At 40.9% G+C, this 13,175-nt stretch carries 14 protein-coding genes; 2 read left to right on the forward strand and 12 right to left on the reverse strand.

Features of this window, described 5'->3' with window-relative positions:
• Positions 1 to 18 precede the first annotated feature (18 nt).
• Positions 19 to 198: a hypothetical protein gene (locus ACRRQV_RS06265; RefSeq protein ID WP_432528797.1), complete on the reverse strand. Its 180-nt coding sequence runs from the start codon at positions 196 to 198 to the stop codon at positions 19 to 21.
• Entirely contained in the window at positions 195 to 740 is a 546-nt protein-coding gene (locus ACRRQV_RS06270) for a general stress protein (protein WP_432528799.1), read from the reverse strand. The genes ACRRQV_RS06265 and ACRRQV_RS06270 overlap by 4 nt, the downstream gene beginning before the upstream one ends.
• A gap of 565 nt (positions 741 to 1,305) precedes the next feature.
• Here ACRRQV_RS06270 and ACRRQV_RS06275 point away from each other — a divergent pair.
• Together ACRRQV_RS06275 and ACRRQV_RS06280 are read left to right on the forward strand one after the other, a co-directional pair.
• On the forward strand, positions 1,306 to 2,733 hold the full coding sequence (locus ACRRQV_RS06275; protein WP_432528801.1) for a helix-turn-helix domain-containing protein: 1,428 nt from the start codon (positions 1,306 to 1,308) through the stop codon (positions 2,731 to 2,733).
• A gap of 5 nt (positions 2,734 to 2,738) precedes the next feature.
• Positions 2,739 to 3,146, forward strand: a complete 408-nt coding sequence (locus ACRRQV_RS06280; protein ID WP_432528803.1) for a hypothetical protein — start codon at positions 2,739 to 2,741, stop codon at positions 3,144 to 3,146.
• Positions 3,147 to 3,243: 97 nt separating this feature from the next.
• Here ACRRQV_RS06280 and ACRRQV_RS06285 read toward each other — a convergent pair whose 3' ends face one another.
• The 10 genes from ACRRQV_RS06285 to ACRRQV_RS06330 form a co-directional block, all read right to left on the reverse strand.
• Positions 3,244 to 4,533, reverse strand: a complete 1,290-nt coding sequence (locus tag ACRRQV_RS06285; protein ID WP_432529480.1) for a glucose-6-phosphate isomerase — start codon at positions 4,531 to 4,533, stop codon at positions 3,244 to 3,246.
• 98 nt (positions 4,534 to 4,631) lie between these two features.
• The gene (gene cax / locus ACRRQV_RS06290; protein WP_432528805.1) at positions 4,632 to 5,693 is read right to left on the reverse strand and encodes a calcium/proton exchanger; all 1,062 of its coding nucleotides are present in this window, start codon (positions 5,691 to 5,693) and stop codon (positions 4,632 to 4,634) included.
• A 178-nt stretch (positions 5,694 to 5,871) separates the two neighbouring features.
• Positions 5,872 to 6,186 carry an MGMT family protein gene (locus tag ACRRQV_RS06295; protein ID WP_432528807.1) on the reverse strand — a complete coding sequence of 105 codons (315 nt, stop codon included), beginning with the start codon at positions 6,184 to 6,186 and terminating at the stop codon, positions 5,872 to 5,874.
• Positions 6,187 to 6,225: 39 nt separating this feature from the next.
• Positions 6,226 to 6,699: a hypothetical protein gene (locus ACRRQV_RS06300; protein ID WP_432528809.1), complete on the reverse strand. Its 474-nt coding sequence runs from the start codon at positions 6,697 to 6,699 to the stop codon at positions 6,226 to 6,228.
• Between the two features lie 41 nt (positions 6,700 to 6,740).
• Positions 6,741 to 7,760: a GNAT family N-acetyltransferase gene (locus ACRRQV_RS06305; RefSeq protein WP_432529482.1), complete on the reverse strand. Its 1,020-nt coding sequence runs from the start codon at positions 7,758 to 7,760 to the stop codon at positions 6,741 to 6,743.
• A gap of 28 nt (positions 7,761 to 7,788) precedes the next feature.
• Positions 7,789 to 8,451: a YveK family protein gene (locus tag ACRRQV_RS06310; RefSeq protein WP_432528811.1), complete on the reverse strand. Its 663-nt coding sequence runs from the start codon at positions 8,449 to 8,451 to the stop codon at positions 7,789 to 7,791.
• 401 nt (positions 8,452 to 8,852) lie between these two features.
• A complete protein-coding gene (locus ACRRQV_RS06315) occupies positions 8,853 to 9,152 on the reverse strand; it encodes a replication/maintenance protein RepL (protein WP_432528813.1) in 300 nt (99 codons plus the stop codon).
• A gap of 250 nt (positions 9,153 to 9,402) precedes the next feature.
• The gene (locus ACRRQV_RS06320) at positions 9,403 to 10,707 is read right to left on the reverse strand and encodes a M20 family metallo-hydrolase (RefSeq protein WP_432528815.1); all 1,305 of its coding nucleotides are present in this window, start codon (positions 10,705 to 10,707) and stop codon (positions 9,403 to 9,405) included.
• A 16-nt stretch (positions 10,708 to 10,723) separates the two neighbouring features.
• Entirely contained in the window at positions 10,724 to 11,899 is a 1,176-nt protein-coding gene (locus ACRRQV_RS06325; protein ID WP_432529484.1) for an amidohydrolase, read from the reverse strand.
• An 18-nt stretch (positions 11,900 to 11,917) separates the two neighbouring features.
• Entirely contained in the window at positions 11,918 to 13,114 is a 1,197-nt protein-coding gene (locus ACRRQV_RS06330) for a hypothetical protein (protein WP_432528817.1), read from the reverse strand.
• Between the last annotated feature and the right edge of the window lie 61 nt (positions 13,115 to 13,175).

Here is a 13,175-nt window from a genome sequence, read left to right on the forward strand (position 1 = left end):
TATATGTACCCGAACGACCTAAAAGCTAAAACCTGAATTCGCTGCTCTTACAAAACCGTAACTTTCTTGCAACAATAGCTCATTTAGCTGATCCAGTAATAAGAGCTGAAACAAAATTCGAGTGGCAAAACGAGAAAAAGCCAAAGCCCTTTCAATTTTTTGAAAGGGCTTTGGCTTTTTCTCAATTTCATTTATCACTTTTCGTCTTTCTTGTCATAGGCAGAGAAAGTGAGGTGTTCTTGATCTTTGATTAAGTTTGGGTCTTGCTGGAACGATTCTCCTCGTTCGTACCGGTCTTCTTGCTCATCATAAGTATTATCAACCGAATTAACAAATTCGTTTGTTGAAGGTTCTACAGGATTGCCATCTCGATCACGGAAACCGCCTTCTTCCAAAACATCGATTGGCCCTTTCCAATTGTCTTTCACGTAAATTAAAATACCTCCGCGAGCTACATCGGCGGTATACCGGTCTGTTTCGGAATCGCTTAGGCCAATCGATTTAATGCTTTCTTTAACGCTTCCTCCGCCTGTAAACAGACCTTTGAAAGCTCCTTTTGCTGAAGCAGCTTTTTCTGTATCAACGTCTGTTGCCTGCTCAATTTCATCAAAATTGTTTTTATTTTGTGCCATAACGTGTATATCGCCTTCATTAATTCCTTGGCGTTTTAGATTTTCTATCTTGTTTAACGCTTCTTGTTCAGAAAATACGACTGCAATCACTTGGTTTTCCGCTTCCATTGACAAAACCTCCATTTGAAAATCGCTCTTTTAACTCCTTTACCCTTATTGGAAGTTTTTTTAAACGTTCTTGCTAAATGCATTCAGTATAACCGTTCATTGACGAGTGGCTTTTGAAAAAGGAATATTCTTAAACGCACCCAAGTAAAACCTTAAATTTAACCCCTATATGAATAGACTTATACTTTCTCTGCTGATCCCTCTTACCTGCCAATCTGGATTATTCACTACCTTTTAGGACGGCCTTATTTAAAAAATTAATATTTCCAGTGTCGAAATAGTGCTATATAAGCATCAAAAAGCTCTTGTTAAATTTCCCCTTTAATACATATAATAAACTAAAGATATCCAGAGAAATATTTCACTAATACTTGGAGCAAATACAGATGATAATTTTATCTTAAAATCATTCATAAAAACGGACTTTTATTTTTTTAAGCTTTTGCATTAGGCATATTTTCCTTTTTTTATTTAATTACAAAAATAAGTAAATTAAAAGCACTTTATTTTGAAAATTGATGATATTATGAATTAAAGATAAACTCTTCATAATAAAGTCAGAGATATGGAGGCGGTAAAAATCGTACTCAAAAAACCTTCTGTTTACTATTTCCCGAAAAAACCTGTGAACTTTGACACGAACTCTCCTTCATGGATGATTGATGCGCTGCCCATGCAAACGGAAAGGAGAGAATTAATGGACACTGGAACACGCCTCAAATATCATCGATTAAAAAGCAAAATGAGCATTGAAGAAGTCGCCTCAGGAATTCTCCCTTCAAGAGAGCTGAAAAAGATTGAAGCCGGCACCAAAGCCCCTTCTCTTCCTGATTTGCAGGCGCTATGCAAGAAACTGGATATTCCACTTGCTCCGAAGGATAACCCCATCGGAAAAGTACTAGTAAAAAATTTTAAAACTTCCTTGTTGAACCCGCAAAATAAAGGGAAAATCATGGAGCAATACGCAGATATTCATGATCATCCACTTCTTCACATTGACGAAGATGTTGAATTGGAATATCGTGTTCAACAAATTCGGTATTTTAACATCACGGGTGATTTAGATAGTGCAGAAGAAAAAATCAAAGATATGGAACGCTTTAAAGAATTCATGAACCAAGAACAATATTATCTATTTCAAAAGTATAAAGGAAATTATGATTATCTTTTAAACGATTATGAACAAGCTTTGAAAACTTATTTAGTGGCAGAAAAAATTTCGCCACCTTCTCTTAGTGCTTCTGAATTAGGTGATCTCTATTTTTCCATTGGCCTTACCGCTACCCAATGCTGGGTTTATAATCTAGCATATAAATACTCGGAATTGGCTTTAAAAATTTATCAGCAAGAGTTCGTTCCGAAACGAATAGCTGAATGCCATTTGAACATCGCTATCAATGAACGAAGAGTAGGTAACTTTAAAACAGCTAAAGAACATTATAAACATGCTTTAACAATTGGACAAAAGTTGGATAATGATGTATTAAAGTTCAGTACTGAATATAATTATGGTTATTTTTATTTTCAGTTTCAAAATTTTGAGTTGGCGATTTATCACTTAGAAAATGCATTAAATTATACTCCCCCAGAATATACTTCTCATATTTTGATGGATTATTGTATGCTTATTAAATGCCATATTGAAATGAGTGACATGGAATCTGCCGAGGATCTTCTTTCAAAAGGATATAATATCTTAATTGAAAAGAACTTGAGTTTAGATACACCTTCAAATAATCTCTTTAAAGAAGTGTATATAGAATTTATGTCTTTATATTATTATTTAAATGATGATTTCTCAAAATTTGAAGAATATATTGTTGATAAACTTATTCCAATTTTTGAATCTCATCATAAATTTTTTGAAATAGGTTTTTATTACGGTTATTTAGGAAATACTTACAATAAATTAGGTCATTTTGAGAAATCAGCTCAAGCCTTTTACAAAGCAACACAAGCATATAAAAAATTGATGACTTTTAATGAGGAGTGAGAAAATTGAAAAAAATAATCTTTTTATCGTTTGCCGCTTTACTAACAGTGAGTAGCTTGGCTGGTGTAAATAGCGGAAAAAGCACTGAAATAGCTAAGGATCTTCTTCCTGAACCTTGGTCTGTAAAGCATGAAGTAGTTAAAGACTTGCTTCCCGAACCTTGGTCTGTAAAGCACGAAGTGGCCAAAGATTTGCTTCCCGAACCTTGGTCTGTAAAGCACGAAGTGGCCAAAGATTTGCTTCCCGAACCTTGGTCTGTAAAACACGAAGTGGCCAAAGATTTGCTTCCTGAACCTTGGTCTGTAAAACACGAAGTGGCCAAAGATTTGCTTCCTGAACCTTGGTCTGTAAAACACGAAGTGGCCAAAGATTTACTTCCTGAACCTTGGTCTGTAAAATCTTTTAAAGCTTAATAACAAATTTAAAAAGCCAGTGCTCCTAATTAGGAAGCACTGGCTTTTTTGTATGTGCAGAGATGTAGCATATAAACTCTGCCACTCGTGGTTTATTTTACTTTTCGTATCCTGGTTTTCCTAACAAACGGAACATGTTTTGTTTGTACAGTTCCACTCCCGGCTGGTCAAATGGATTGACGCCGGATAAGTAGGCGCTCATTGCACAAGCTTTCATGAAAAAGTAAATCATGTAGCCCGTGTGGTAGGCATCAACGCGGCCGACTTCTAACGTGATGACCGGTACGCCGCCTTCAACATGGGCAAGAGCCGTAGCATCTAATGCCTGCTGATTGACTTCATGCAAGGTTTTTTCCACTAAATAGTTTAAACCGTCTTCATCGCCTTCATCAAATGGAATCGGGCTTGACTCCTGGTCTTCTTGGAAGCTGATCATTGTTTCAAACAATGAACGGCGGCCATTTTGCATGTATTGGCCCATTGAATGCAGATCAGTCGAATAAACAACGGATGCTGGGAATACGCCTTTTCCTTGTTTACCTTCGCTTTCCCCAAACAATTGTTTCCACCACTCGTGGAACGCACTCATTGCCGGTTCAAAACTCGCTAGGACTTCGATGGAGTAGCCGCGGTTGTTAAGAATTTGGCGGTACGCCGCGTAAGCATAAGCTGCATTTGAATCAAAATCCGTTGACTGCAATTCTTGTTCTGCTTGCGCAGCCCCTTTCAGCAATTCGCGGATATCAATTCCTGCAACGGCCAACGGGAACAAACCGACCGCCGTCAATACCGAGTATCTTCCGCCAATATCGCTGGGAATTTCAAAGCTGGTATAGCCGTTAACATCTGTATTTTTGCGAAGGGCCCCGCCTGTTTTATCGGTTGTAACGATGATGCGCTCTGCTGCTTCCTCGCCATACGTCTCGTACATCCATTTGCGCAGCGTCCTAAATGCGATAGCCGGTTCAGTCGTCGTCCCGGATTTAGAAATAACATTTAATGCCACGCTTTTTCCATCGATGTATTTCAACAAATCTTCCATATACTTACCGCTGATATTTTGGCCCGCATAAACAATCTCGGTTTCATTTGATCCAAATGAAGAGCCCAACAGTTCATTGACCGCTTTAGTCCCTAAATAAGAACCTCCAATGCCAATTACGATAAGAATTTCCGCTTTGCCACGGATTTGTGCCGCAGTTTCTTCAAGACGCGCCAATTCGGTTTGATCCATTTGAGATGGCCAATCCAACCATCCTAAATAGTCGGCTCCTAAAGCCGTTTTCTCATGCATCCGCTGATGTGCCACTTCCGCAAATGCTTGAATTGCGTTCAGTTCCACTTCTTCTACAAATTGATTTAAATGCTTCGTATTCAAAGATACTATTCCTATGAGGATCACCGCCTTTTATTAGTCGCTTTATTTTACCATGAGTTCCCATATCGTAGGAAGATTAAATGCCTTTCAGGTGACAAAAGCCCTTCTTATAAGAAATAAAAACCGATTCCCATAATCAGATAAGCTGCTAATAGCGTTAGGCCTTCAAACCAATTCGATTCTCCGTCGTTCATTACGTTGATTGCCAAAAAGACGGCCGTAATCATAGCGACAAGCTCGGAGATGGTAAAAACAAGCGGCATTTGTTGAGGCATAAACAACGAAATGATGACGAGCAAAGGCGCTACAAACATGGCGATTTGAAGCGTCGAACCAATCGCAATTTCCACGGCGACATCCATTTTGTTTTTCATCGCCATGATGAGTGCCGAAGCATGCTCGGCAGCGTTTCCGACAATGGCCACAATGATGACCCCGATAAACAATTGCGACCAGCCGAATTGTTCCCCTACCGCTTCAAATGTATGGACTAAATTTTCGGATACAAACGCGACCACTAGTGTGGCCACGAACAAGATAATCAATGCTTTCTTTTTGCCCCACTCCGGTTCTTCGTGCTCACTTCCTTCTGCATTGTTCACGTCAGCATGTGCGTATACCCCGCGGTGCGTAACTAACTTAAATACAAGTCCCGCTAAATAAAGCAAAATCAGGATAATGGAAACGCCCACACTCAAGTAAATGGTTTCGTTTTCGTTCATCGTCATTGAAAAAATTTCTGGAATGACAAAAGCGACAACCACTGCAAATATCAACAAGCCAGAGTTGTGCGAAGCATCATGGACATTGAATTTTTGCCGTTTAAACTTAATGCCGCCCAGAAAAAAAGAAAGCCCCCCGACAAGGAGCAGATTTCCTAAAACAGAACCCGTTAATGATGCAAGAACCACTCCAATTAAACCTGCTTTTAATGCAAAGATAGAAATTATAAGTTCAACTGCATTTCCGAATGTCGCATTTAAAAGTCCGCCAATTCGCGGACCGCTGACAATTGCTAAACTTTCAGTAGCACGTCCCATAAAACTTGAAAGGGCTATGACACTTACTGAACAAATTACAAACATCGCAATGCTTGGCCAATGCATAAATGAGCCAATTATCGCTAATGGAACACCAATAACGACAAGAACGCCAAATATTCGATTCATCTAACCCCTCCAATACTTATTTTTAGTTTTATACCCATGCTTGAAATTTTTCTAACGCGAATCCAAAAAGAAAAAACCCGAAAGATTCTTCAGATTTTCAAACTAGCCTTTATTTTTCACTGAAGCGTGGTGTAAGACTCGGATGTGGGAATTGCGGTCTTGTACTGAAGCGAAGAAACTAATTGCCGAAAGGATCGTGCCGGTACAGGTTCAAATCAACGAATCCACTCTCACTAACTTTAATCCCTTCTTTGATCAGCAATGCGCGCTGCGTATAACGAGACTCTTCGTCGTTGAGGACAATTTTCCCTTGTGCATTGATGATGCGGTGCCATGGCAATTCGTGCTTTGCACTCATGCTATGAAGTATGCGGGCAATTTGTCTTGCTGCACGCGGGCTTCCGGCATGTGCCGCTACTTGTCCGTAGGTCATCACTTTTCCAGACGGCACGTTTTTTATTGTATCAATTGCCCGTTCAGTAAACCCTTCCATAACTCACTTGAATCCTGCCTTTCTAAATCAATTGCTGAGCTACCCTTCGTTTCGGCCCGCTATTTCCTCTTTTAGTGTTTTATTCCGGTAGCCTTCCACTACATGGTGGCTGAATTCATATAACGGAAGTTTCGCGGTTTCGATTGCGAGGCCCTCACTCTTATAATGCAAAAACTTGTAATACTCGATGGAGCGTTTAATCACTTCATCTAAACCTTGGACTGATTCTTCGTTTTCGTATTCCAACGGCTTTTTAAAATCATAGTTTTCGACTTCATCTGCGTACGTGTATTTCAGTTCGCTGATTTCTTCAATGGTTTGATCGAATAGCAGCTGCCTTTTTTCAAACCGGTAATATTGGCGCCAATACATGAAAATTTCTTTCGCGATTCCCAGTTTCTTAGCGCCACGAGTAGCGTTTAAGCCTTCAACCACACAAATTTCATACATAATCTTTTTCAATGATTTTTTATTTTCTCTTTCCAACAACCCTTTATACTGCAAGTATCTCATAATCCTTCCTCCTAAGCATACTAAATAATCATTTTGATCAGCTAACCGTTTCGGTAACGTTTGATGATGTCGGCATCTTGAGCTGCAATGACTTTGTTGTAAGTCGGCACATCATGTACATAGTGTCCGATGAAGAATGTAGAAGGCTTCATATTGCTTATTTCTTGTTTGATTTTCCTGCCCTGTCCATTCTCCGGATGAAGATCGCCTCCGAGATGAAAAAAGTCAAATTGGTTTTCTTTCCCCCACTCGGCAATTTTCAATAGCAGGCATTGAGTTGCAGGAACCGCTTCCTGTTCATTTAAACTGCCATCTAAGTGGTAAAAAATGGTGTCGCCTTTTGCTAAGACGTAGCAAGCAGACATTAACTTGTCTTTATAATAAGCTCCGAACAAGTGAAGATTGGGGCCGATGGAGCTAATTAAGGATTCAAAATAATCATCGGTAAAAAAATAATAGCTGTCAGCTTCTTCTCTTCGTCTGGCAGAAGAATAATACAATACTAAAAAATCAAACATATGGCGAACAGTGCCCAGTTTTTTTACAACGACATCTTTTTCGATGCTACTCGTCAGGTCATTTTTTTTATTTTCCTTCACTTCTAAAGGAAAGGGCGATCGCTGTTGCAGGTTGATGGTGTAAGTGTCGTAGACCTGCATCAATTTTAAGTGCTTTTCAAAAAACAAGGCATTTTCTTTTAACGGATGAAAGCGGATGTATTCGGCGATGATTTTTTCTTCCCGGCAAAATTCAGTAAACGCTTTTCGAAAGTTCTCGATCAACTTAAATGAATCTTGTTTTATTTTTACGACAGGGCCGCCGTAGCCAAAAGGGGTGGTGATATCAAAACAAGAAACGGCTCCTTCGTTTATATGCCGCTTGATGAACGGGTAAGCCACTTCTCCGTCTTCATCACTGTAATAAAACAGAAGAGGCTCGCCTGGGTCTAATTTGATCGCGCTTAAGCAATAGGGCGCCGTATAAAATATTTCCTTGATCTGGAACAGATCCATAATTTTTTGCCACTGTACTTGGTGATGTACAGAAACGACCTCATACATACTATTCACCCCTGTTTTCTCCTGAAAATCATTTAAAGACGGTCTGTAATTTGGCCTCTTTTTTCTTTCGGCCTCTAGCAGTAGTTTTAAAGACGGTGCTCAGCATTTCAATAATGAAAGCCACTAAGATGCCCACAATCAATCCAAAAGCCCCCGCTATGCCCAATATAAAAATCATATTTTCTTTCATTAAAGAAAAGGCACTTTCTTCAGAAGCATTTGAAATGACAGTGACGTTTTCGGTCTCTATATTCAACAGTTCATCTTGGAGGACAGCGGTGATGCTATTTGCGATACTTGCCGCCATTTGGGCATCTTCATTTGATACCGTAATATTTAATACAGCGGCATTGCTTGCATTGGTGACCATCATGTTATTACGCAAATCCGAAACAGAATAGTCTAGCTTTAAAGCCCTGATTACTTCATTTAGAACGTCTGGGCTTTTGATAATCACCCGATAAGCATCCACCATTTGAGGGTCAGGATCGCTCGGAACTGAGCTTCCTTCTAAATTTTCTTTCGCCAAATCGTCAATTAAAATTTGGGCAGTGGCTTCGTAATTTGGCGTGATGACATATTCTACTAGACACCAGACAACGCCCACTGAAAGACATGTGATAACAAGAATTATGTTCAATCGTTTTCTTAGATTTTTAAGCATATTTAAAATTACCAGTTGTTCATTCATTGACGAGCCTCCTAACGAATTAAAAATTTTTTTCATTACCATTTCTAAAAATTCAGATAATTGTAGTTCCTTTATATCATACATTTTTAGTCCTATCTACTCTTTTTTGCATATATTTTAATATTTTTTTGCATTTTTTAAGTATTTAGTCTCTTAATATAGTTACAAATATTACATAAATAAAATAAGTGATACTAAATAACTATTATGAATAAAATAAAAAAGCCCTTAAATATTTTAGAAAATTTAGAATCAATCGCGTTATAAAAACTTTTTTAAAACCTTTTAGTAAATATTACCTAAAACAGTGGAGGAGTTTTTATTCTTTCACTCTCCTCAGTTTATTTTTTGCACATAAAAAAGGCATCGCTTCTTTTTTTAGAAGCAATGCCTTTTTTCACTTATTCTTTCCATAACCCGATGATTCCATTTCGGCGATAAATGATTTGATGATCTTCTAATGCTTTTAAGATTTTAGTTAAAGTTTGATGGGGCATATTCAATTCTCCTGTAATTTCTTTAATGGTTTTAAATAATACCCCTTCTGGCGTAGCATTTCTTAAGAAATAACGAATGAATTTTTCTCCAAGTTCTGCGACTCTCGGCGATTCAGAAGAAAAACAGCTGCGCCACTCATTCATCGCCTTCGTTTCTGTCATGGAATACGAAAGGTTTTCATTAATAGTTTTTGTTGAAATCATTAAACATCCTCCTAATTTTTTCTAATTATTTCTTTCTCTTTTACATATATACCCTGTATGTCATCAAATATTCATCATTTGCTAAAAAATACTAATAATTCTTTCTTTTTGCAGAAAGGCGGTACTTCCTTTCTTTTTGTAGCACAAAATTTCATTAACTCAGTAATCTCCTTACTTTCATGCGCAAATTTTATTATCTTTCTGTTGTTAAGCTAAAATAAGAAAAACCGGCCAAAGTTGGCCGGTTTTCTTATTCAGTCATGGTTCTTTCAATAAAATCCTTTAATACGTGGACTCCCATAACACAATCAGTCAGCGAGCTCCACTCTTTCGGATTGTGGCTGATGCCTTCTTTGCTTCTTACAAACAACATTGCGACTGGGATATTGCGCCCGAGAATCATGGCGTCATGCCCAGCACCACTTGGAATATATGTTGGCGCGATGCCAAACTTCTCAAGCGACTCAGTGAGCTTTGTTTGGTACGCTGCTTCGATTGGCACCGGCTGGATTTTTGTGTTCTGCTTGATGACAAGCTGGACACCATGCGCAGCTGCGACCGTTTCTGCTTCCTTTTGAATCCGTTCCACTAAGGCATCACGCGGTTCTTCGTAAATATCCCGAATATCGACATGTAAAATAACTTTTTCCGGTATGACGTTTATGCCGTTTGGAAATACCTCTAATTTCCCTACTGTCGCTACTGAAGTATCGCTTATTGCTGGAGGAAAATTTGGGATTTGCTGCAAAAAGGCCGCAGCTGCTACAAGCGGGTCTTTTCTTCCGATCATCGGTGTATTGCCCGCATGCCCGGCTTCACCTATAAACTCCGCTTCTAGCCAAGCAGGTCCGGCAATGCCGCTGACGATGCCTACCGGCTGGTTAGCCTGTTCGAGCTTTTTTCCTTGTTCAATGTGAACTTCAATGAAAAAGCCTAATTCGTGCATGTCCCGCTTTGCTTCTTTAAATCCTTGCAATGAACTGCCATAGCTAGCCAGCACCTGCTCCATTGTTTCTCCGTTGTAATCTCGCAACTGCTGCGTTTCTTCTTCAGTAACCGCGCCTATCATTGCACGGCTGCCGGTCAACCCGCTATTGAACCGGGAACCTTCCTCGTCCGTAAAAATAATCATTTCATACGGTTTTTCCGGGACATAGCCCGTTTCTTTCCATGCTTCCGCTACTTCCAAAGCGGACAACACCCCTAATGGCCCGTCAAAGTTTCCGCCATTAGGGACACTGTCTACATGGGATCCCGATGCGATTGCCGGCTGGGAAGCGTCTTTTCCTTCCAAGCGCCCCCGAACATTGCCTGCGCCGTCTTCTGAGACTGCGAATCCTGCTTCCGCCATCCATTTTTTCACAAGCGCTTTGGCGCTTTTTTCTTCCGCGGAAAACCCAGGCCGCTTCACGCCTCCCGGTTCCGTGTAACCGATCAACGACAATTCATGCAGCCTTTTGGCCAGGCGTTCTCCATTTACTCCATCCCGCGACAAACTGGAATCAAAGTCTTTCATTAACTCTTGATAAACCGAACTGTTTTCACTTTGTACCATGACTTGCTTCCTCTCCCTAATCCTGATTTAGAAACGCCCAAGCGTATTGGGCATACAATTCTGCACCGGTTTCCATCGCTTCTTCGTCGATATTAAACCTGCCGTGATGGTGGGCCCACTGCGTCCCTTTTTCCTCACTGCCGCTGCCGACTAATGCAAAGCTGCCTGGGACTTGATCCAAATAAAACGAAAAATCTTCCGCGCCCATCGTCGGCTTTTCCTCATACAAACGGCTTTCTCCAAATGCCGCAGCGGCCACTTTCTGGACAAGTTCCGCACTTTGCGCTTCATTGATCACCGCTTGCGTCCCCCGGATGTATTCGAGCTTAGCAGTGCCGCCATAAATAGCTGCTGTCTGGTCTGCATAAATTTGCAGCTGTTTTTCAATATGGTCTTGGACGGCTGGGTCAAAACAGCGCACCGTCCCTTCGATTTCCGCATTTTCGGCAATGATATTGAAACGCGTTCCCACCGTCATTTTCCCTACCGTAACCACTGCGGGCTTTGCCGGATCTATGGTGCGCGCCACAATGGCCTGCAAGTTCATGACAAATGAAGAAGCAATGACGGCTGCATCGATGCAAGCTTGCGGCATCGCGCCATGCCCACCACGCCCTTTAAAATGCACTTTGAAAATATCGGCCGAAGCAAACGACGGCCCTGGTGTACAAGAGACGCTATGGGTTGGGGATTGCGACCAAATATGGATTCCGAACACATTGTCCACGCCTTCGACCGCCCCTTGGTTCACCATCGCTTTTGCGCCAGTCGCCACTTCTTCTGCTGGCTGAAAAATAAAACGCACCGTTCCAGGTATTTCATCTTTGATGGCGACAAGCGCTTTAGCCGCTGCTAAAAGCATGGCCGTATGGGCATCATGTCCACATGCATGCATCTTGCCGCGTTCACTGGATTTGTAAGAAAGCTCCGCGTCCAACTCTTCAACCGACAAAGCATCCATATCGGCCCTGAGAGCAACTGTCTTACCGGGTTTTCCTCCTTTTAATTCGCCAATGACGCCAGTCGGCTCCGTTTTACGGCATTCAATCTCTAAATTTTGCAAGTACTCGAACACAAACTGCGTGGTTTTCACTTCTTCCCACGACAATTCGGGCTCACTGTGAAGCTTTCGGCGAATTTGAATCAGTTCTTCACTATTGGCTTTAATTGCGTTTTTTATTGTTTCATGAATCATGAACATTCCTCCGTTTTATAAGAATCCTACGAAAATACCCGCTAAAATAACCGATACGATGGTCACTGTAATAAATCCGGCAACGAGCATTGGCGGCAGCATATGGCTCATCAATACTTCGCGCTCTCTTTTATCTTTTGTCAAAGCATTAATTACTTCTACCGTAATGATGTAATCCGCCGGGAATCCGTAAAGTGCGGTAAGGGAAACGGCAAACGCCATTTCTTTGCTGACTTTCAGCAGTTTTCCCATGATAAAGGAAAAAACGTACATCCCGATAACGCCAAGGGCGATACAAACCACTAGCGGATAAATGATTTCGAGCATCATGCTCGGCGTTGCATTTTTCAAGCCATCGAAGATAAACAACAGCAAGCCCATGATGGCAAATCCGAACGCATTGGCTTTTTGCAGAGGATGACGCTCCAAAAATCCAACACTTCGTGCAATAACCCCAAACAGCAAACACAGAACAAACGGGCTGATTTCAACGACCGGGGCAGCCAAGGTCGACACGAGATACGCCAAATAGCCGACAAAAGCCAAACGGAAAAATTTAAAGAAATCGGTATTGTATTTATCCGGCATTCTGGCAAACATTTTTGGTTCTCTTATTTCTCCATCTGGATTTGGCGGCTGATCTTCTACGAGTTTACGTTCGTGCAACTCATTATTGCGGTATTTTGTCAGCAAGTTTCTGCCTTCTCTTTTCAACATGACCGAAGTCAACGGATAACCAGCAAATCCTTGCATTACGTAGATGACGATGGCAAAGACAGCTAGTGTTGGATAGCCCGCTGCTTCTGCTCCCTCAGACATAATCAGCGCAGAAACAACGCCACCGACTAATGGCGGAATTGCCACAACAACAGTTTCAAAATCAAAAATAAACATCGCAATGCCGAATAAGAAGGCGACAATTCCCGCGATTCCCGCCAAAGCGATCAAAATGGTCCGCCACTGGGCCTTCAATTCGCTAACCGACAATAGCGTTCCCATATTGGTAATTAGCAAATAGATAAGTAGTGTGGCGACAACCGGCGGTACACCTGCTATTGCAACGATATCTGCCGGGAAAAATGTCCAATAGCCCAACAAGAATAAAACCCCGCTGATAAAAATAGAGGGAATCCAGGCCCGAGTACGGATCGAGACTATCTCACCAATAAATAAAATTAAGACCAAAATCGTAATCGCCAACATTTGAGCCATGTTTTTTCTCCTCTTTTCGTTTAGTTTTCTTGCTTCGAGCACCACTCTTTCTCTAATACAG

The organism is Planococcus sp. YIM B11945 (assembly GCF_050864155.1).
In the GTDB taxonomy this organism is placed as follows: Bacteria; Bacillota; Bacilli; order Bacillales_A; family Planococcaceae; genus Planococcus.

Coding starts and splice junctions, on each gene's coding strand:
- ACRRQV_RS06270 (WP_432528799.1), bottom strand. CDS start 740: ATGGAAGCGGAAAACCAAGTGATTGCAGTCGTATTTTCTGAACAAGAA.
- ACRRQV_RS06275 (WP_432528801.1), top strand. CDS start 1,306: ATGGAGGCGGTAAAAATCGTACTCAAAAAACCTTCTGTTTACTATTTC.
- cax (WP_432528805.1), bottom strand. CDS start 5,693: ATGAATCGAATATTTGGCGTTCTTGTCGTTATTGGTGTTCCATTAGCG.
- ACRRQV_RS06295 (WP_432528807.1), bottom strand. CDS start 6,186: ATGGAAGGGTTTACTGAACGGGCAATTGATACAATAAAAAACGTGCCG.
- ACRRQV_RS06300 (WP_432528809.1), bottom strand. CDS start 6,699: ATGAGATACTTGCAGTATAAAGGGTTGTTGGAAAGAGAAAATAAAAAA.
- ACRRQV_RS06305 (WP_432529482.1), bottom strand. CDS start 7,760: ATGTATGAGGTCGTTTCTGTACATCACCAAGTACAGTGGCAAAAAATT.
- ACRRQV_RS06310 (WP_432528811.1), bottom strand. CDS start 8,451: ATGAATGAACAACTGGTAATTTTAAATATGCTTAAAAATCTAAGAAAA.
- ACRRQV_RS06315 (WP_432528813.1), bottom strand. CDS start 9,152: ATGATTTCAACAAAAACTATTAATGAAAACCTTTCGTATTCCATGACA.
- ACRRQV_RS06320 (WP_432528815.1), bottom strand. CDS start 10,707: ATGGTACAAAGTGAAAACAGTTCGGTTTATCAAGAGTTAATGAAAGAC.
- ACRRQV_RS06330 (WP_432528817.1), bottom strand. CDS start 13,114: ATGGCTCAAATGTTGGCGATTACGATTTTGGTCTTAATTTTATTTATT.